The 18,129-nt window shown below is 63.2% G+C and carries 17 protein-coding genes; 4 read left to right on the forward strand and 13 right to left on the reverse strand.

Going from position 1 to position 18,129, the window contains the following annotated elements:
• The first annotated feature begins 368 nt into the window (after positions 1–368).
• Both ACR65N_RS18045 and ACR65N_RS18050 read left to right on the forward strand, forming a co-directional pair.
• Positions 369–2,309, forward strand: a complete 1,941-nt coding sequence (locus ACR65N_RS18045) for a M23 family metallopeptidase (protein ID WP_440458137.1) — start codon at positions 369–371, stop codon at positions 2,307–2,309.
• A 31-nt stretch (positions 2,310–2,340) separates the two neighbouring features.
• Positions 2,341–2,526 carry a hypothetical protein gene (locus ACR65N_RS18050; protein WP_440458138.1) on the forward strand — a complete coding sequence of 62 codons (186 nt, stop codon included), beginning with the start codon at positions 2,341–2,343 and terminating at the stop codon, positions 2,524–2,526.
• 90 nt (positions 2,527–2,616) lie between these two features.
• Here ACR65N_RS18050 and clpB read toward each other — a convergent pair whose 3' ends face one another.
• From clpB to ACR65N_RS18085, 7 genes are all read right to left on the reverse strand, one after another.
• Positions 2,617–5,217 carry an ATP-dependent chaperone ClpB gene (gene clpB, locus ACR65N_RS18055; RefSeq protein ID WP_440458139.1) on the reverse strand — a complete coding sequence of 867 codons (2,601 nt, stop codon included), beginning with the start codon at positions 5,215–5,217 and terminating at the stop codon, positions 2,617–2,619.
• Between the two features lie 214 nt (positions 5,218–5,431).
• A complete protein-coding gene (locus ACR65N_RS18060; RefSeq protein ID WP_440458140.1) occupies positions 5,432–6,115 on the reverse strand; it encodes a DUF4167 domain-containing protein in 684 nt (227 codons plus the stop codon).
• 324 nt (positions 6,116–6,439) lie between these two features.
• On the reverse strand, positions 6,440–7,306 hold the full coding sequence (gene prmC, locus ACR65N_RS18065) for a peptide chain release factor N(5)-glutamine methyltransferase (protein WP_440458141.1): 867 nt from the start codon (positions 7,304–7,306) through the stop codon (positions 6,440–6,442).
• Positions 7,303–8,382, reverse strand: coding sequence for a peptide chain release factor 1 (prfA, locus tag ACR65N_RS18070; RefSeq protein ID WP_440458142.1), 1,080 nt, complete (start codon positions 8,380–8,382; stop codon positions 7,303–7,305). Before prfA ends, prmC begins: the two co-directional genes overlap by 4 nt.
• A 30-nt stretch (positions 8,383–8,412) precedes the next feature.
• Complete coding sequence (gene ptsP / locus ACR65N_RS18075; protein ID WP_440458383.1) at positions 8,413–10,680, reverse strand: phosphoenolpyruvate--protein phosphotransferase; 2,268 nt, start codon at positions 10,678–10,680, stop codon at positions 8,413–8,415.
• Positions 10,681–10,765: 85 nt separating this feature from the next.
• Entirely contained in the window at positions 10,766–12,040 is a 1,275-nt protein-coding gene (locus tag ACR65N_RS18080; RefSeq protein WP_430307367.1) for an aspartate kinase, read from the reverse strand.
• Between the two features lie 181 nt (positions 12,041–12,221).
• Complete coding sequence (locus ACR65N_RS18085; RefSeq protein WP_440458143.1) at positions 12,222–13,043, reverse strand: SH3 domain-containing protein; 822 nt, start codon at positions 13,041–13,043, stop codon at positions 12,222–12,224.
• A gap of 266 nt (positions 13,044–13,309) precedes the next feature.
• Here ACR65N_RS18085 and ubiG point away from each other — a divergent pair, with 266 nt between their 5' ends.
• Positions 13,310–14,080 carry a bifunctional 2-polyprenyl-6-hydroxyphenol methylase/3-demethylubiquinol 3-O-methyltransferase UbiG gene (ubiG, locus tag ACR65N_RS18090; protein WP_440458144.1) on the forward strand — a complete coding sequence of 257 codons (771 nt, stop codon included), beginning with the start codon at positions 13,310–13,312 and terminating at the stop codon, positions 14,078–14,080.
• A gap of 33 nt (positions 14,081–14,113) precedes the next feature.
• Here ubiG and ACR65N_RS18095 read toward each other — a convergent pair whose 3' ends face one another.
• Genes ACR65N_RS18095 through ACR65N_RS18110 form a run of 4 tightly spaced genes read right to left on the reverse strand, consistent with a single transcriptional unit; the run spans position 14,114 to position 16,515 of the window.
• On the reverse strand, positions 14,114–14,542 hold the full coding sequence (locus ACR65N_RS18095) for a DUF1178 family protein (RefSeq protein WP_430307370.1): 429 nt from the start codon (positions 14,540–14,542) through the stop codon (positions 14,114–14,116).
• Positions 14,539–15,393: a carbon-nitrogen hydrolase family protein gene (locus ACR65N_RS18100; protein ID WP_440458145.1), complete on the reverse strand. Its 855-nt coding sequence runs from the start codon at positions 15,391–15,393 to the stop codon at positions 14,539–14,541. The genes ACR65N_RS18095 and ACR65N_RS18100 overlap by 4 nt, the downstream gene beginning before the upstream one ends.
• A 28-nt stretch (positions 15,394–15,421) precedes the next feature.
• Positions 15,422–15,679, reverse strand: coding sequence for a glutaredoxin 3 (grxC, locus tag ACR65N_RS18105; protein ID WP_430307372.1), 258 nt, complete (start codon positions 15,677–15,679; stop codon positions 15,422–15,424).
• A 59-nt stretch (positions 15,680–15,738) separates the two neighbouring features.
• Entirely contained in the window at positions 15,739–16,515 is a 777-nt protein-coding gene (locus tag ACR65N_RS18110) for a ComF family protein (protein WP_440458146.1), read from the reverse strand.
• A gap of 60 nt (positions 16,516–16,575) precedes the next feature.
• Between ACR65N_RS18110 and ACR65N_RS18115 the strand changes: the two genes are divergently transcribed.
• A complete protein-coding gene (locus ACR65N_RS18115; RefSeq protein ID WP_440458147.1) occupies positions 16,576–17,460 on the forward strand; it encodes a methyltransferase domain-containing protein in 885 nt (294 codons plus the stop codon).
• 29 nt (positions 17,461–17,489) lie between these two features.
• On the opposite strand, the gene ACR65N_RS18120 is transcribed toward ACR65N_RS18115, so the two are convergent.
• Positions 17,490–17,633, reverse strand: coding sequence for a Flp family type IVb pilin (locus tag ACR65N_RS18120; RefSeq protein WP_430307375.1), 144 nt, complete (start codon positions 17,631–17,633; stop codon positions 17,490–17,492).
• 69 nt (positions 17,634–17,702) lie between these two features.
• Positions 17,703–18,023 carry a hypothetical protein gene (locus ACR65N_RS18125; protein ID WP_430307376.1) on the reverse strand — a complete coding sequence of 107 codons (321 nt, stop codon included), beginning with the start codon at positions 18,021–18,023 and terminating at the stop codon, positions 17,703–17,705.
• Positions 18,024–18,129 lie beyond the last annotated feature (106 nt).

Here is an 18,129-nt window from a genome sequence, read left to right on the forward strand (position 1 = left end):
TCGGGGTTATAGATCCACACTTCCCACACGTCAACAACCACCGTCGCAAAAACTTCAGAAAATTCGTAAGTGGCTGATTTTATTTTCGATTTTGAATTTGGCCATTCGGCACCCATGAAGCGCCCTTCAAAGCGACGGGAATGCCGGGCACAAATCCTCTCTCCACAGGCTCGGACCCGATGAGGACCGGTCGCCGCGAGTTCTCCACAATCGGCGACTAGTCCCGGAGTTAAAGAAGCGTGCGTGCGGCAAGGGTCGAGAGGTCTTGCCGATACACCGTCTGATTTGACTTCGGCCCGCGTATTGGGCACATCTTCAGACAAGCCGCCACAAGACCGGCGATCAAAAACAGGGATGGCACGACAGGAATGACGACGCCTCAGGCCATGGTGTCATCGCTGGGTAACGACGCACCGATCCTGGCGGACGGGCGGCGCGCGCCGGATCGCCGCGAGATCTCCCTGCGCTGGCTGTCCGGCACCTTCCTGACCGGCATCACCTCGTCGATCCTGATGGGCGTCGCCCTGTTTGCAGCACTCGACGGGCGACAGCAGCTTGCCATTCCCGCCGAAGCCTTCGCCGCCCTCCCCTCGCATAGCAGCGACGGCGTCAGCCGCGGCAAGCGCATCCTGGGCGGCAAGGTCGTGGCCAAGCCGACCGGCCGCAAGGTGATGGAAGTCGCGACCTTGGTGAAGGAGGGCAACAAGGAGATCGTCCGCCGCCAGCCCTTCTCCCACGTCCTGATGACGCTTGCCGCCTATCATCAGGCGCCGAAGGACGACTACCCGGCCTTCGATCCCTTGACGATCTTCTCCACCGGCGAGCGTGATGCCGACGAGGCAGCTCCAAACCCCGGCGTCATCTACGGTTCGCAGGTGGAATCCGAGGTCAGCCTGCAGAGCCAGGCGTTTCCCACCAAATCCGTCGACCTTGCCTATGCGCCGGGCATGTCGCTTGACGAGGTGGAGGAGAATGTCCGCACCAACGGTTCGGTGCTGACCGACGGAACGACACAGGTCGCCTCGCTCTATTATGTCGATCCACAGCGCTTCGAAGGCGACGACAACGATCTGTCGGTCGGCATTCCGCTGTCGGCGCGCATCGTCGAAGAGAACATGTCGGTATCGTCCCCGGAGCCGGTGACGCCAAAAACCCGCGACTATGCCGACGACGTCATTCCGGTGCGTCGGGCGCAGTCGATTGCCGAGGCGATGACGGCGGTCGGCTATCCGAGTGAGCAGGCGGGAGAGATCAGCAAGGATCTGGGCGCCGAGATTGGCGGCGAAACGCTGGAGACCGGAGACGTCCTGCGGATCGGCCTCATTCAGGAGTCCGATCTCGTCTCGATCGTTCGCGCCTCCCTCTACCGGAAAGGCCTGCATCAGGCGACCGTAGCGCTCGACGACGACCGGCACTACGTGCGGGGCGCCGAACCGGCGCATCTCGATGCGATCAACAGCGCCTTTTCCGATGACAGCCCGGTCGTGCAGCCGGGCCGCGACCTGCCGAGCATCTATGACGGGATCTATCGGGCGGCTCTTTCCTATGGAATGACCACCGACATGACCGGCCTGATCGTCAAGCTCCTGGCGAGCACGGTGGATCTCCAGGCGCAGCTCAAGCCGACGGATTCCATCGAAGCCTTCTTCTCGGCTGCCGACGAGAACGGCGCCGCCGGGCCGAATTCCGAACTTCTCTACGTGAATGCCAGGTTCGGCGACACGGTGACCCGCTTCTATCGCTACCAGAACCTTGACGAGAACACGGTCGATTACTTCGACCAGGACGGCAAGAGCATCCGCCAGTTCCTGCTGCGCAACCCGGTTCCGAACGGCCGGATGACCTCCGGCTTCGGCATGCGTCGCCACCCGATCCTCGGTTACTCGCGCATGCATACCGGTACCGACTGGGCCGCCTCGCGCGGCACGCCGATCATCGCCACCGGCAACGGGGTCGTCGAGCGCTCAGGCTGGGCCTCGGGCTATGGCAACCAGACGATCGTCAAGCACCCCAACGGCTACGAGACCTCCTACAATCACCAGAGCGCCATCGCCAAGGGCGTGCGCGAAGGTGCCCGCATCACCCAAGGTCAGGTGATCGGCTATGTCGGCTCGACCGGCGCCTCCACCGGCGCCCATCTGCACTACGAATTGATCGTCAACGGCACGAAGGTCGACGCGATGAAGGTCCGCCTGCCGGGCGGCAAGTCGCTCACCGGCACCGCGCTTGCCCGTTTCGAAGAGGAGCGCAAGCGGATCGACGCCCTGCTTGCGCCGGACAACCAGTCGAACCAGGTCGCAGCGAAGTAAGCCTGCTCAACGACACGACAAGCGTCCGGCAATGCGCATCAAGCCGCGCCTCGTCGGTTCCGGCAAACCAGCCGTGCTCACCAAAGGCATGCGGCGCGAACTCAACCTTCAATCCGATGTCCTGCAGCGGGCGGACCCGCCGGAAGAGGACGTTCGATCGGGCGTACTCGCGGGCGAGACGAAGCAGACCCTGTCACCGGGCCGCAGCTTTCGATAGTTGAGCACTGGTCCAGCGCTGTTCACAGACCGGTCAGTTCAGCGCGGAAACGAAAGAGGGCCACCCCGGAGGATGGCCCTTGTTGGTTGATCATGCCGCTTCGGCGACGTCCTTCTTGACGTAGAACAGCAGGCGATCGGACCCCGCCGACACCTTGACGGTCGAGCCGTCGGGCGCCGTGCCACCGAGGATCTGTTCCGCCAGCGGATCCTGGAGGAACTTCTGGATCACCCGCTTCAGCGGCCGCGCGCCGTAAACCGGATCATAACCCTTGTCCGCCAGCCATTCGCGTGCATCGTCGCCTAGTTCGAGTCGGATCTTGCGATCGGACAGCAGCGAGAGCAGCCGCTTCATCTGGATGTCGACGATCGCGCCCATCTCGTTGCGCTTCAGCCTGTGGAACAGGATGATCTCGTCGACGCGGTTGAGGAATTCCGGACGGAACGAGGCTTTCACCACGCCCATCACCTGCTCGCGCACGCTTTCCGAATCCTCGTCCTCGCGAAGCCCGGTCAGATATTCCGCCCCAAGATTCGAGGTCATGATGATCATCGTGTTCTTGAAGTCGACCGTGCGGCCCTGCCCGTCCGTCAGCCGCCCGTCGTCGAGCACCTGCAGGAGAACGTTGAACACGTCCGGATGCGCCTTCTCGATTTCGTCGAACAGCACGACCTGGTAGGGCTTGCGGCGGATGGCTTCCGTCAGGGCACCGCCCTCGTCATATCCGACATAGCCCGGAGGCGCACCGATCAGCCGCGCGACCGAATGCTTCTCCATGTATTCCGACATGTCGAGCCGCACCATCGAGGTCTCGTCGTCGAACAGGAAGCGGGCAAGCGACTTGGTCAGCTCCGTCTTACCGACGCCGGTCGGGCCGAGGAAGATGAACGAGCCGATCGGCCGGTTCGGATCCTGCAGCCCCGCGCGCGAACGACGCACGGCCCGCGACACGGCCTGCACCGCATCGCCCTGGCCGACGACCGACTTCGCCAACTCGTCTTCCATCCGCAGCAGCTTGTCGCGTTCGCCTTCCAGCATCTTGTCGACCGGGATGCCGGTCCAGCGGGAAACGACGTGGGCGATGGCATCGGGCGTCACGACTTCCTGGACCATGGCGGTGGTCGAGCCGTCCTGTGCTTCGGCCTCCGTCAACTGCTTCTCCAGCTCCGGGATGACCCCGTAGGTCAGTTCGCCGGCACGCTGGAATTCGCCCCTGCGCTGAGCAGTCGCCAGTTCATTACGCGCCTCTTCGAGCTGGCGCTTCAGATCGGCGGCGAGGCCGAGCTTCTGCTTTTCCGCCTGCCAGCGCGCCGTCAGCGCGTCCGCCTGCTCTTCCAGCGACGTCACCTCGCCCTCGAGCCGGGCGAGACGATCGGCCGATGCACTGTCGGTTTCCTTCTTCAAGGCTTCGCGCTCGATCTTCAGCTGCATGATGCGGCGATCCAGCTCGTCGAGTTCCTCGGGCTTGCTGTCCACCTGCATCCGCAGCCGCGAGGCGGCCTCGTCCATCAGGTCGATTGCCTTGTCGGGCAGGAAACGGTCGGTGATGTAGCGGTTCGACAGGGTCGCAGCCGAGACCAGTGCCGAATCGGAGATCCGCACCTTGTGATGCTGCTCGTATTTTTCCTTGAGGCCGCGCAGGATCGAGATCGTATCCTCGACCGTCGGCTCATCAACCATCACCGGCTGGAAACGACGGGCAAGTGCGGGATCCTTTTCCACGTGCTTGCGATACTCGTCGAGCGTCGTTGCACCTACGCAGTGCAACTCGCCGCGTGCCAGTGCCGGCTTCAGGAGGTTGGAGGCGTCCATCGCCCCATCCGCCTTGCCGGCACCGACCAGCGTATGCATCTCGTCGATAAACAGGATGATCTCGCCGTTCTCCGACTGCACTTCGTTCAAGACGCTCTTCAGGCGCTCCTCGAACTCTCCGCGATACTTCGCACCGGCAATCAGCGCGCCCATGTCGAGCGCCATCAGCTTCTTGTCCTTCAGGCTTTCCGGAACGTCGCCCTCGATGATGCGCAGCGCCAGCCCTTCGGCGATCGCGGTCTTGCCGACGCCCGGTTCGCCGATCAGCACCGGATTGTTCTTGGTACGCCGGGACAGCACCTGCATCGTGCGGCGGATCTCGTCATCGCGGCCGATGACCGGATCGAGCCTGCCGTCACGGGCTTCCGCCGTCAGATCGCGGGCAAACTTCTTCAGCGCGTCGAAGCCTTCTTCGGCATTGGCGCTGTCGGCGGTGCGTCCCTTGCGGATATCGTTGATCACCTGGTTGAGCGCTTGGGCGGTGACGCCGGCCTTCTTCAAGCTCGCCGATGTGGAAGCGGATGTCTCGATGGCAAGTGCCAGCAGCAGGCGTTCGACGGTGACGAAACTGTCGCCGGCCTTCTTCGCTGCATCCTCGGCCGTCGTGAAAACCTTGGCGAGCGGCTGCGATAGGTAGACCTGGCCACTGCCGCCGGACACCTTCGGCAGCTTGGCAAGTGCGGCATCATTGGCGATCCGCGCTTCCTTGGCACTGCCGCCGGCGCGCTCGATCAGCGACGACGCCATGCCCTGGTCATCGTCCAGAAGCACTTTCAGCACGTGCTCGGGCGTGAATTGCTGGTGCCCTTCCGAGAGGGCGTGGGTCTGCGCGGACTGCAAGAAGCCGCGGACCCGTTCGGAGTATTTCTCGATGTTCATTCCCTGACCTCCATGGATCGACCTGCCCTTATAAGGCACAGGCCGATGATTGAGATTGAGCTCCCTCAAAGGCGAGCCCGGCTTCACCGTTCACGTGAGCGGTAAAGCACCTGCAGCGCAATATGGTGGGCGATTTTTGCGGTTTAAAGATCGGCCAAAGAAAAACCCCGGCGGAAGGTCCGCCGGGGTCTCAAATGTCGATCTGCCGTGAAGCTTACTCGGACGAGGCTTCGGCCATTGCTGGCGCATCGTCGGATGCCACCTCGCCTTCGCCGCCTTCAGCGGTGCGGCGCGGACGGCGCGGGCGATTGCTGGCGTTGCGGCGGCGCGGCTGGCGCTCGCGGGCCGGAGCACCTTCCTCTTCCATCGCCACTTCGGCCGGCGTTCCCTCGATCACCGGCTGCGGACCGCTGCCGTCATCGGCGCTGTTGTCTGCGGCAACCGGAGCGGCAGGAGCGCGAACAGGCGCCGGCTGATGCTGCGGTGCATGGCTGACCGGCTGCGACATGCTGTTGTCGTCACCGTCATTGCCGTCGAAGTCGTCGCCATCGCCGTCGCGGTCGTTGTAATCCTGGCGATCGTCGCGCTGGAAGCGTTCCTGCATCTGCGCCTGGGCGGCAGCAATGATGCGGTTGTAGTGTTCGGCGTGCTGAAGGTAATTTTCTGCCATCACGCGGTCGCCGGCGCTTTGCGCATCCCGGGCAAGCGTGCTGTATTTTTCGGCAATGTGCTGGGCAGTACCGCGGATCTTCACATCGGGGCCGGAGCTATCATACGTCCGCGTCAGCGGATTTGAGCCCTTGCGGTTGAAGTTGTTACCGCCACCGCCGCCGCTGTTGCTATTATTGTTGTTATTGCCACGCCCCCGACCACGCTTATTTTGCTGTCCTGGCCTCATCGATTTCTCACCTGAATTCTCTATATTTGCTGATTAGGGGGCCACGTAGCCAGGCGGCATCACGCCGCAACGAAGCTTCACGTGCCGCGGACAGGCTCGATCCATCCGTCCTGCCGCTGGTGGAAGTCAGTTTAACTGATGCACGCATTAGGTAATGTTCAACCTAGAAGCCTTCCAAGGAAAGCTGCTGACCGGTTGAGCGTAACCCGAACGAATCTCCGTTCATTCCCAGCCGCCTAGTGCGTGACCGCAACCTATCGCGCTTCCCGCGGAAATCCAAGCCTTTTCTTTCGCGCCTGCAAAAGCCTGTCAAGACTAGGAAATCTAAGGCTTTTCTCGAAAAAATACGAGCCCGCGATCGTTGCCGCCGTAGTCCGTTATTGCCGTCAGAAAATGGTATTCTTTTTCCGCGAAGATGTCAGTGACGGCTTGTTTCTGGTCGTATCCGATCTCCAGGGCGACCACGCCGTGATCGTTCAGAAAGGCTTCGGCATCGAGTGCTATGGCGCGGTAGGCATCGAGCCCGTCAGCGCCCCCGTCCAAGGCCAGCATTGGATCGAAATCCCTGACATCCGGATCAAGTCCGGGGATGACAGCACTGCGAATATAGGGGGGATTCGACACGATGATGTCAAATCGACCCTCCACCGCATCGAACCACCGGCTCTCGACGCAGGCGAAGCGATCGCCCAGACCATTCAGATCGGCATTCCTCAGAGCCGTTTCAAGTGCCCCCGGGGCGATATCCGTGCCTGTCGCCATCAGCCCTTCGACTTCGGAGAGCAGAGCAAGCGCGATGGCACCAGTGCCGGTACCGAGGTCGAGAAGGCGCGCGGCGCCATTTCTTGCGACCAACTCGCGTGCGATCGGGATCAGTGCATCGACCAGAACTTCGCTATCCGGCCGCGGCTCCAGTGTATCCGGAGACAGAGACAGCGTCAGGCCGAAGAAATCGCGGCGCCCGAGGATCCGGTGCACCGGTTCGTGACGCAGCCGCCGTTGCAGCGCCTCGCGCACCCTCTGCACCTGTTCCGGCGGCACCACGCGGTCGCCGTGCAGAACGAAATCGGCAACGCTCAGATCCAGCAGACCGGCGATCAAGACCCGCGCGTCGGTGGCGGCATCGATCGATCCGCCCTCCTCGAGAACACGCCGGGCCTCCGATAGCAGAGCAGCCAGCGTCTCGGTCACCGCGGCCCGCCCAGTTGCGCCAACTGTCCTGCCTGATAGTCCGAGATCAGCGCGTCGACCACTTCGTCGATCTCGCCGATCATCATTCGGTCAAGCTTGTAGAGCGTCAGGTTGATGCGGTGGTCCGTCACCCGGCCTTGCGGGAAATTGTAGGTGCGGATGCGTTCCGACCGGTCGCCCGATCCCACCTGGCTCTTGCGGTCGGCGGAGCGTTCGCTGTCGGCCTTCTGGCGCTCCATGTCATAGAGGCGCGAACGCAGGACCTGCATGGCCTTGGCGCGGTTCTGGTGCTGCGATTTCTCCGAGCTGGTGACGACGAGGCCCGTCGGAAGGTGGGTGATGCGCACCGCGGAGTCCGTGGTGTTGACATGCTGGCCGCCCGCTCCCGAGGATCGCATCGTGTCGATGCGGATATCCTCGGCGCGGACCTCGATGTCGATTTCTTCCGCCTCCGGCAGAACCGCGACGGTTGCTGCGGACGTGTGGATGCGCCCCTGCGTCTCGGTATCTGGAACGCGCTGCACGCGATGCACCCCGGATTCGAACTTGAGCTTGGAGAATACGCCGCGACCGGTCACGGTTGCGATGATTTCGCGGTATCCGCCCGCCTCCCCTTCACTGGCGGAAAGCACCTCGACCTTCCAGCCCTTGGTGGATGCAAAGCGCTCGTACATGCGAAACAGGTCGCCTGCGAACAAAGCAGCCTCGTTGCCGCCGGTGCCGGCGCGAATTTCGAGGATCGCACTCTTCTCGTCGGCTGCGTCCTTCGGCAGGAGAAGGATCTGCATGTGCTTTTCCAGTGCCTCGATCCGCTCTTGCGCGCCCGGCAGCTCCGCCTCCGCCAGATCTCGCATGTCGCGGTCGGTGGAGCGATCGTCCAGCAGCGTCCGCAGGTCCGCCTCCTCGGCCACCGCTTTCTCGTATTCGCGGATCTTGCCGACGACAGGCTGCAGTTCGGAATACTCGGATGCCAGCTTCACATAGGCGTCAGCCGACGGTCCTTCGGACATGCGCGCCTCGATCTCGCCGAAGCGGCGTTCCAGTTCACGCATTTTTTCGACAGGAAGCTTCGCCACCCTGCTGCACTCCAGATGTTTGTTGTTGTTCTAGACGGGAATGTGGTGCTCGTCGGCGAAGCTTACCAGAAGGTCGCGAACCGATGCCGTCGAGACGTGATCGTCGAGTACCCGGTTCAGCTCGTCCTGCAGCCTGCCAGCGTCCAGCCCGAGCAGCATCGCCTTCACGGGGCCGATCGATGTCGGCGTCATGGAAACCGAACGGAAGCCGATGCCGATCAGCGCCATGGCTGACAACGGTCTCCCTGCCATTTCACCGCACAGCGTCAGAGACGTCTTGTTGCGCTCCGCCGCCCGGACAATATCGCGCAGGATCCGCAGGAACGGCTTGCCGAGAATATCGAACCGGTCGGAAACCCGCGCATTGCCGCGATCGACGGCCATCGAGAACTGGAACAGATCGTTGGAGCCGACCGACACGAAGTCGACCTCGGCCATCAACTCATCCAGCTGCCACATCAGCGCCGGCACTTCCAGCATGGCGCCGAACTGCAGCTTGCGCGGCAACGGGTGGCCGAACTTCGACAGATGCTGGACTTCCTTCTGCACCAGGTCCCGAACGGCGCGGATCTCGAACACCTCCGTCACCATCGGCAGCATCATCTTCAGCTCGGCCCCGGCGGACGCTCTCAGCAGGGCTCGCAGCTGAATGCGAAGCAGGCCAGGGCGATCGAGCGACAGGCGGATTGCCCGCCAGCCGAGAGCCGGGTTTTCCTCTTCCTGGCTGCGGAAATAGGAGACGACCTTGTCGCCGCCAATGTCGAGCGTGCGGAACGTTACGGGCCGCCCGGCCGCCTGGCGCAGGACGTTGCGATAGAAGGCCTCTTGCTCCTCGAGCTTCGGCATCGTCGAGGCGATCATGAACTGCAGCTCGGTGCGGAAAAGGCCGATGCCGTCGGCGCCCGATTCGGCAAGCTGCGGCACGTCCACCATCAGCCCGGCATTGATCATCAGGCTGATCCGCTGACCGTCCTTGGTCACCGAATCAACGTCGCGCAATGCGCGGAACTGTTCCTGGCGGCGGGCACGCAGGCGTACCTTTTCCTCATAGGCCTTGACCAGATCGGCCACCGGCCGCAGGTGCACCTGCCCGTCGTCGCCATCGATGATCGCGGTATCACCATTTTCGACGAGCGCCACGACGCCGGCCGTCTGGCCGATCACCGGGATCCCCATTGCCCGCGCCACGATCACCACATGGCTGGTGACGGCACCGTCTTCGAGAACCAGACCGCGCAGGTTCTCGCGCGGATAGTCAAGCAGTTCGGCAGCCCCCATGGCACGCGCAAATATGATCGCATCGGTCGGGAAGCCATCATCGAAGGCGCGGCCGGAATAGCCGGTCAGTTGCCGCAGCAGGCGGTTCGCAAGATCGTCGAAATCGTGCATCCGCTCGCGCAGGTAAGGATCGGTGAGGCGCATCATCCGCGCCTTGGTGTCGCTCTGCACCTTCTCGACCGCCGCTTCGGCCGTCAGGCCGTTGCGGATCGCCTCTTCCATGCGGCGGACCCAGCCCTGGTCATGGGCAAACATCCGATAGGTCTCGAGCACTTCGCGATGCTCGCCCTCCTGCGACACCTCGCGCCGCGACAGCATGTCGTCGATAGACAGCCGCAGGCTGCCGATCGCCTCGACGAGACGCTCGATTTCCCGGTCGGTATCCTCGTTCAGCAGGTTGGTCACCACGACGCGCGGCTCGTGCAGGACCACGTGGCCCAGCCCGATCCCCTCGCTATAGCCGTCGGCATCGATGCTGATCGCGCGGGTAAGGTCCAGCTCGAGGCCCGGCTGGGTAATCTTCTTCAACTCTCCGGTCGCGATCATTTCGGCGATCACCATTGCGGTGGTTTCCAGCGCCTCTACCTCGTCTTCGCGGTAGTTTCGCTGCGCCTTGTTCTGGACGACGAGCACGCCCAAAGTGCGGCCGGCGCGCAAGATCGGCACGCCGAGGAAGGAGTGGTAGATTTCCTCGCCGGTCTCGGGGAGATATCGGAAGGCGGGATGAGCCTGTGCATCCGAGAGATTGAGCGGCTGCGCCGATGCCGCGATCGTACCGACGAGGCCCTGCCCCATCTTCAGCTGAGCCAGGTGCACCGCGTCCTTGTTCAGGCCTTCGGTCGCATAGAGTTCGAGAACGCCGTCGGAGCGCAGGACATAGACGGAGCAGACCTCCGCCACCATGTTGCTGGCAATCTGCCGCACGATCCGGTCGAGCCGCTCCTGCGGCTCAAGCGGTTCCGCCATCAACTCCCGTAGCCGCTTGAGCAGGACGCGCGGGCCTGCCGACAGGTCTCTCATCGGCATAGGTGCTCCCGAAAACAGGTCTATCTACCCGGGCCACGGCGCACCTCCAAAGGTGGAGACGCGACGCGCCGGTTCAACGTCAACTCTTATCGAGACCGTAGGCAGAATGCAAAGAGCGAACTGCAAGTTCGGAATAGGCGCCGTCGATCAGCACAGAGATCTTGATCTCCGAGGTCGTGATCGCCCGGATGTTGATGCTCTTTTCGGCAAGCGCCTTGAAAGCGAGCGCCGCGACGCCTGCGTGGCTGCGCATGCCGATGCCGACGACCGATACCTTGCAGAGGCCAAGTTCGCTCTGCGCCACGTCGAAACCGATTCGGTCCTTGTTGTCGTCCAGCACCTTCAGCGCCTTGTCGACATCGCCGGACGGAACGGTGAAGGTCATGTCGGTCTTAGATCCGTCCTCGGAAATGTTCTGGACGATCATGTCGACATTGATATGCGCCTCGGCCAGCGGGCCGAAAATGGCGGCGGAGACGCCCGGGCGATCGGATACGCGACGCAGCGAAATCTGCGCTTCATCCTTGGCATAGGCGATGCCGGTAACGACTTCCTGTTCCACGATCTCTTCCTCGTCGCAAATCAACGTACCGGGCGGATTGATGAGGTCGCCCATGCCCGGTGCATCGGGATCCTCGAAACTGGAGCGGACGAAGGTGCGCACCTTGTGCACCATGGCAAGCTCGACCGAGCGGACCTGCAGGACCTTGGCGCCGAGCGAGGCCATTTCCAGCATCTCCTCGAACGAGATCTTCTTCAGCCGGCGGGCCTTCGGCACGATGCGCGGGTCTGTGGTGTAGACACCGTCGACATCGGTGTAGATGTCGCAGCGATCTGCCTTCACCGCAGCAGCGATCGCCACCGCCGAGGTATCCGAGCCGCCGCGTCCAAGTGTTGCGATCCGATTGTCGGGCCCAAGTCCCTGGAAGCCGGCGACCACCGCCACCTGCCCCTCGCCCATGCGGCGAATGATTTCGCTTCCGTCGATATCGAGGATGCGTGCAGCGCCATGTGCGTTGTCGGTGCGGATCGGGATCTGCCAGCCCTGCCACGAACGCGCGTTGACGCCCATCGATTGCAGCGCAATAGCGAGGAGACCGGAGGTCACCTGCTCGCCGGACGCAACGATCGCGTCATACTCACGGGCATCATAGAACGGCGAGTTGCCGCCGGCGACCTTCGGCGTATCCTGCACCCAGGCGACCAATTCGTTGGTCTTGCCGGACATTGCCGAGACGACGACAGCCACTTCGTGACCGGCATCCACCTCCCGTTTGACGTGACGCGCAACGTTATGAATGCGTTCGAGATTGGCGACAGACGTGCCGCCGAACTTCATGACAATGCGAGCCATATCCGAACAAAACCACCTTTTCGCGCTCCCGGTTCAGGGCGCGGCTCCAACTCGGGTCGCCTTGCGACCTGAGCCCAAGGCATTGCGGCGTCCTCTTAGCGAAAAGGGGGCGGAGGCGCAATGGGCAAGGTATTGGGGAGGAGGCAGAACGCGGCGCCGGAGCGCCGCGTTCGTGATCATGTCAGTCTCGCGTGTTGCGCTGCTGTTCGCGCAGGAACAGGCAGGGCTGCGGCGGCCGGCAATCATCGCCTCCCGCCTGCGGCGGCGGTGCCGGAGGTTGGGCCTGCGGCTGCGGCTGTGGTGCCTGAGGTTGCTGCTGCTGACGACGATCGGGCTCCTGCTGCCGCTGATTGCGGTCGCGGCTGTTGTCCCGATTGTCATCGCGGTTGTCATCGCTCCAGCGAGGCCGCCGATCGCGACGCTCCTCGTCCCGGTAGCCGTCGTCGTTGCCGTAGCGATCGTCATTACGATAGCGGTCTTCGTTGCGGTAACGATCCTGGTCGCGATAACGGTTGTCGTCGCGGTAGCGATCACGGTCGAAGCCCGGATCCGGGCGGCGATTGTCCCAGCGCGGCGGCGGTGCATCGACGCGGCGGTAGTCCCAACCACGCCAGCGATCCCGTTCGCGGTAGAAGTCGCGGTCGCGATAGTAGCGGCCCCAGTAGTTGTCGACGTCGAACGTAACCGTCGGGATGCCGAGCGGACGGTAGTATTGCGGACCGACATACACGCGGTTTTGTCGGTAGGTCGCCTGGATATAGTTGCCGGACACCCAGCCGCGACCGCGGGCAAAGGTGACATCGCACCAGTTGACGTTGCTCAGGCAGCCGTTGATGGAGATCGGTGCACCGGCCGGGATGACGACCACGGCGGGATAGGACGTGCTCGGACCCGAGCGCATGTTCACATTCGTTGTCGCCACGCCGTTGGTAGCAGCTGACGCAACGGTTGGCAGAGCCAGCAGGATGCCGACCGCCAGAGCCTTCATTATTTGACGTTTCACAAGTGTCCTCCTCAGGAACCCGTTGTTCTTGGTTTCAACGTCCCTTCTGCTGTCAAACGCCAGCGGGATTTTGTTCTTTTCATGTCTTGACGAATTTGAACCTTGGGAAAAGCTCTGCTTTCCCGTCAGTCAGGTTCAGAGATATAGATCAAAGCCGTCGACCCGCAAGCCGGCGCGGCAAACGCGTCGGCGCCACCGCCCGTCAGGCTTGACAAGTGCCGGCAGCAAGACGACTTCAGGCTCGACAGACGACAAGGAGTGCACCGATGAGCGATACCGCCGCGACCACCATCGATCAGAGCGAGGTGGACCGATTCTCCGCCATGGCCGCCGAATGGTGGAACCCGACGGGCAAGTTCAAGCCGCTGCACAAGTTCAACCCGGTCAGGCTCTCCTACATTCGCGACCGCGTGTGCGAGAACTTCGACCGCGATCCGAGAAGTCCCAGGCCCTTCGAGGGTCTCCGCTTCCTTGATATCGGCTGCGGTGGCGGCCTGTTGTCCGAGCCGATGGCGCGCATGGGCGCAACTGTGGTCGGCGCCGACCCCTCCGAGAAGAACGTCCGCATCGCGCAAACCCATGCGGCAGAAAGCGGCGTGACGGTCGACTACCGGGCGGTGCCGGCCGAGCAACTGGCCGCGGCCGGCGAAACCTTCGACGTCATCCTCAACATGGAGGTCGTCGAGCATGTTGCGGACGTCAACCTGTTCATGTCCACATGCGCCTCGATGGTCCGGCCGGGCGGGCTGATGTTCGTCGCCACCATCAACCGGACCCTGAAGGCCGGAGCGCTTGCCATCTTCGCCGCCGAGAACGTGTTGCGCTGGCTGCCGCGCGGGACCCACAGCTATGAGAAGCTGGTGCGGCCGCAAGAAATAGAGCGGCCGCTGGTCGCCGGGGGCCTGGACGTTATCCACCGCACCGGCGTGTTCTACAATGTGCTGCAGGATCGCTGGAACCTATCACGCGACATGGACGTCAACTACATGATGCTGACGAAGCGGCCGGAGCTCAGGGCGGCTGGCGGTTCTGAGTGAAAAGGCGAAGCTGAGGCGATGAAGCCCGTCGTCTCAGTTGGTATCGTCCGGCAGCACCGGTAGCGGCGCGACTTCGATGCCTTCCTCGATGAGCTCCTGGACATCCACGAGGCTCGCCTGGCCGACGATGCCGCGCGCATCCGCTTCCCCGTAATGGATCTTGCGGGCTTCCTCGGGAAAGCGCTCGCCGACGTCCTCGGCATTCGCCTTGATCGCCGCGACGGCTTCCTTCAGCTTGGCGATGGCCTCCTGGCGCACCACGTCCATAACCACTTGCTGGCGGGCTTCCTTCGTGCGGGCCGTGCTGACGGACGGCGCCATCAGCGTCTTCGAGATCGCGCCTGAGCCGCAGGTCGGACAGGTCAGGAACCCGCTTTCGACCTGGCGGTCGAACTCGGCGCTCTCCGAAAACCAGCCTTCGAAGCCATGGGCATTGTCGCAGATCAGAGAGTATCGGATCAAGCTGCGACGCCTCCCGCTTTGCCGGCCGACTGCTCAAGAGTGAACTCACGCGCATTCTTGAGGTTGGGGATCTTGCCGCGTGCCGCCTTCACGGCACTGACGTCGATCTCCGCAAGCACGACAGCCTCGCCCGTTCCGGCCGCACTCGCCAGCACCTTGCCCCAGGGATCGATGATCATCGAGTGACCGAAGGTTTCGCGGCCATCCTCGTGAATGCCGGCCTGCGCCGCGGCGATGACGAAGGCGCCGTTCTCGATGGCCCGCGCCCGCAGCAGCACCTCCCAGTGCGCCTCGCCGGTCTGGCGGGTGAAGGCGGCAGGAACCGTCAGCACCTCGGCTCCCGCCATCGCTTCGGCCCGGAACAACTGCGGGAAGCGCACGTCGTAGCAGATCGCAAAGCCGAGCGTCGCAAACGGCAGTTCAACCACCCGGGCCTGCGATCCCGGCTCGTAGGCTGAGCTTTCGCGCCAGCTTTCGCCATTGTCGAGATCGACGTCGAACATGTGGATCTTGTCGTAGGAGCTGAGGCGCTCGCCGGTCGGCGAGAAGAGGAAGCCGCGGTTGGCGATCTTGCCGTCGGGACGGGCGATGGCCGTCGAACCGACATGCACATGGATGCCGAGTTCGCGGGCAAGCTCACCCGCCCGCTCAACGATCAGGTCGGCGCTCTCGTCGCGCAGGATGGCCCGCAGGCCGGCCCGGTCCTTTTGCAAGGCACCCGTCATTTCCGGCGTCTGGACATAGACAGCACCCTGGGTCGCCGCATCACGGACGAGCCGCGCCATCGTATCGGCGTTGCGCTGCGGATCGACGCCCGAACACATCTGGATGGCGGCGGCCTTGAACGTCATGTCACACTCCGTCGGTGAGTTCGGTCGATTACTGAGCAAGCATCGGGTCGAGGCGGCCGTCACGGTCCAGTGCATGAAGATCGTCGCAGCCGCCGATATGCGTGCCGTTAATGAAGATCTGCGGGAAGGTCGACCGGCCATTGGACTTGCCGATCATTTCCTGGCGCAGTTCCTGTGAATGGCTGGCATCGTGCTCGGTAAAATCGACGCCCTTGGACTGAAGAAGCGACTTCGCGCGGGCACAGTAGCCACACATCTGGCGGGTGTAGATAACAACGTCGGCCATGAATTTTCTCCGTGGACTGGAGGGCCCGCGGGGAATTCCGGGCGCTCTGCCTATGGTCGTCATATAGGCTGGCGCAAAGCCATTGCAAAGGTCAAAACGGTCACCTCGGTGGCGCCTGCACGCTTCAGCGCACGGGCTGCGGAGGCGACCGTCGCACCTGTCGTATAGACATCGTCGACCAGCACCACACGCTTGCCGAATACCTCGTTCTCATGGCCCTTCGCCACCTTGAAGGCTGCCCTGAGGTTCGCCTCGCGCGCCTTGGCGGTCAGTCCCACCTGCCGCTTCGTGCGCTTCGAACGGGATAGCGCCGCGACCACCAGCGGCCGATCCGACTGGCGCGACAGGGCACGTGCCAGTTCGGCAGCCTGGTTGAAACGTCGCAGGACCAGGCGCGTCCAGTGAAGCGGCACCGGAATGATTGCCTCGCACTGCTCCAGATGAGAACCGCCGGCACGCCGCATCCATGCCGCCATCATCGGCGCCAGATCGGTCCGGTCCCGGTATTTCAGGCCATGCACCAGCGCCCGTGCCGGCCCTTCATGCAAGGCAACGGCGCGCAGGCGGTCGAACACCGGCGGCGCGGCAATCGCTTCGGCACTCAGCATCCCCTCCCCCAGATCGTAGGAAAACGGAATGCCCAGCACCTCGCAGTACGGGCGCTCGATGAAGCGCATCTGCGTCCAGCAGGCAGGGCACAGTGCTGAATGATCGGAGGTGCGGACCGCGCAGGCGGCACAGCAGGGCGGATAAAGAAGATCAAGCACCGGCCGGAGCCATCGCCGAGGCTGCGCTCGTCGCCCATTCACCTGGATTTCGCGCAACTCTTCCCCCATCTCTTGACTTTAACCCTTCGCTGGCGCCCATGCGACCGGTGATTTAGACGGGTATTGACCATGGACATTCTCTTCGACCTGCCGCTGGTGGCGGCCCGCCGCGAACGTGCTCTCAGGCAGGCAACCGCAGGCGCGGATTTTCTGCTCGACGTCACAGCGCGCGAGCTTTCTGAGCGGCTGTCGGTGGTCGAGCGGCACTTCGACGAGGCCGTCGAACTGCACGGCGGCACCGGTTCGGCGGCCCGCGAAGCCATGGCGACCGGACGGATCGGCAGCATCAAGCGGGTCGAGACGAGCAATGCCTTCGCGAGGCCTGGGGAAGATCTCGCCGTCGCCGCCCTCGAGGAGGTGCCGCTCGCCGACCAGTCGGTCAACCTCGTCCTGTCGCCGCTGTCACTCCACCTGACCAACGACACGCCGGGCATGATGGTACGCATCCGCCGGGCACTGAGACCGGACGGCCTGTTCCTGGCCGCCATCCCGGGTGCCGGGACGCTTGGCGAACTGCGCGATGTTCTGCTGTCTGCCGAGGCGGATATCTCCGGTGGCGCCAGCCCGCGGGTCATCCCGTTCGCCGACGTCCGCGACATCGGCGCCCTATTACAGCGGGCGGGCTTTGCCCTGCCTGTCATCGATGCGGAAAGCTATACCGTGCGCTACGACACGCTGTTCGACCTGATGCACGACCTGCGCGCCATGGGCATGACCAACCCGCTCGTCGGCCGCAGCCGCAAACCGCTGACGCGACGTTTCTTCGTCCGGGCCGCGGAGTTGTATGCCGAGCGCTATTCCGATCCGGACGGCCGCATCCGGGCGACCTTCTCGGTCGTCTACGTGTCAGGCTGGGCGCCGCACGAAAGCCAGCAGAAGCCGTTGAAGCCTGGCTCCGCCAAGGTGCGGCTGGCGGATGCGCTTCGCGTCGACAGGCGTTCCGACGACGCCTGATCCGGCCTGCAACTGGTCAGTGCATCCGGTCAGTTGGTGGTGATGTGGCTGGCGATGGTGGTCAGCACCTCTTCGATGCTGCCGCTCAAGATTCCGAACCCGGCGATGATGGCCACCGCCAGCAAACCGCCGAGGATGCCGTATTCCACCGCGGTCGCACCCCGGACGTCCAAGACAAATCTCGCGAGCAATCTCATGGCGGTCCTTCGGCAGACTTGTCCGGTGCCGCTCCTCAGGCAGACTCAGCAGGAATTTGCTGCGTCGTAGCCCTGGACGATGCACACCGATCCGGGGGTTTCCTGGAGAACACTACGCCGAATTGTATAATGTTTGGTTCCCCCGTCGTCCGACTTGATCGACCCGGTCGTGATCATGTCGAATTCTTCCTGCACATGGGCAAGATGACGCTGGTCCTGACGACCGGCCAACATGGGAGTGACGATCAGCGACAGCGCGATCGCCGCCGTTCCGAAAAGAAGCGCGATATTGAGAACGCCGGTCTTGCCGGACCTGACCGTTGCTCGCTGCTGAGCGCGGACAGTCCTCCAGAATTCCTCGTCCATAGGGACCTCTTTACGCATTCACTACCTCGAACGCGCATATTGTCCCAATCTCTTAAACGATCTGTTAACGCCGATGCATGAGTTGCCGCTCCGCGGGCAAAGATGT

It is taken from the genome of Rhizobium sp. SAFR-030 (genome assembly GCF_059415005.1).

Excerpts from the sequence above, each read along its gene's own strand:
- ACR65N_RS18045 (WP_440458137.1), top strand. The coding sequence starts at position 369 with ATGACGACGCCTCAGGCCATGGTGTCATCGCTGGGTAACGACGCACCG.
- ACR65N_RS18050 (WP_440458138.1), top strand. The coding sequence starts at position 2,341 with ATGCGCATCAAGCCGCGCCTCGTCGGTTCCGGCAAACCAGCCGTGCTC.
- clpB (WP_440458139.1), bottom strand. The coding sequence starts at position 5,217 with ATGAACATCGAGAAATACTCCGAACGGGTCCGCGGCTTCTTGCAGTCC.
- ACR65N_RS18060 (WP_440458140.1), bottom strand. The coding sequence starts at position 6,115 with ATGAGGCCAGGACAGCAAAATAAGCGTGGTCGGGGGCGTGGCAATAAC.
- ptsP (WP_440458383.1), bottom strand. The coding sequence starts at position 10,680 with ATGAGAGACCTGTCGGCAGGCCCGCGCGTCCTGCTCAAGCGGCTACGG.
- ACR65N_RS18080 (WP_430307367.1), bottom strand. The coding sequence starts at position 12,040 with ATGGCTCGCATTGTCATGAAGTTCGGCGGCACGTCTGTCGCCAATCTC.
- ubiG (WP_440458144.1), top strand. The coding sequence starts at position 13,310 with ATGAGCGATACCGCCGCGACCACCATCGATCAGAGCGAGGTGGACCGA.
- ACR65N_RS18100 (WP_440458145.1), bottom strand. The coding sequence starts at position 15,393 with ATGACGTTCAAGGCCGCCGCCATCCAGATGTGTTCGGGCGTCGATCCG.
- grxC (WP_430307372.1), bottom strand. The coding sequence starts at position 15,679 with ATGGCCGACGTTGTTATCTACACCCGCCAGATGTGTGGCTACTGTGCC.
- ACR65N_RS18110 (WP_440458146.1), bottom strand. The coding sequence starts at position 16,515 with ATGGGGGAAGAGTTGCGCGAAATCCAGGTGAATGGGCGACGAGCGCAG.
- ACR65N_RS18115 (WP_440458147.1), top strand. The coding sequence starts at position 16,576 with ATGGACATTCTCTTCGACCTGCCGCTGGTGGCGGCCCGCCGCGAACGT.
- ACR65N_RS18125 (WP_430307376.1), bottom strand. The coding sequence starts at position 18,023 with ATGGACGAGGAATTCTGGAGGACTGTCCGCGCTCAGCAGCGAGCAACG.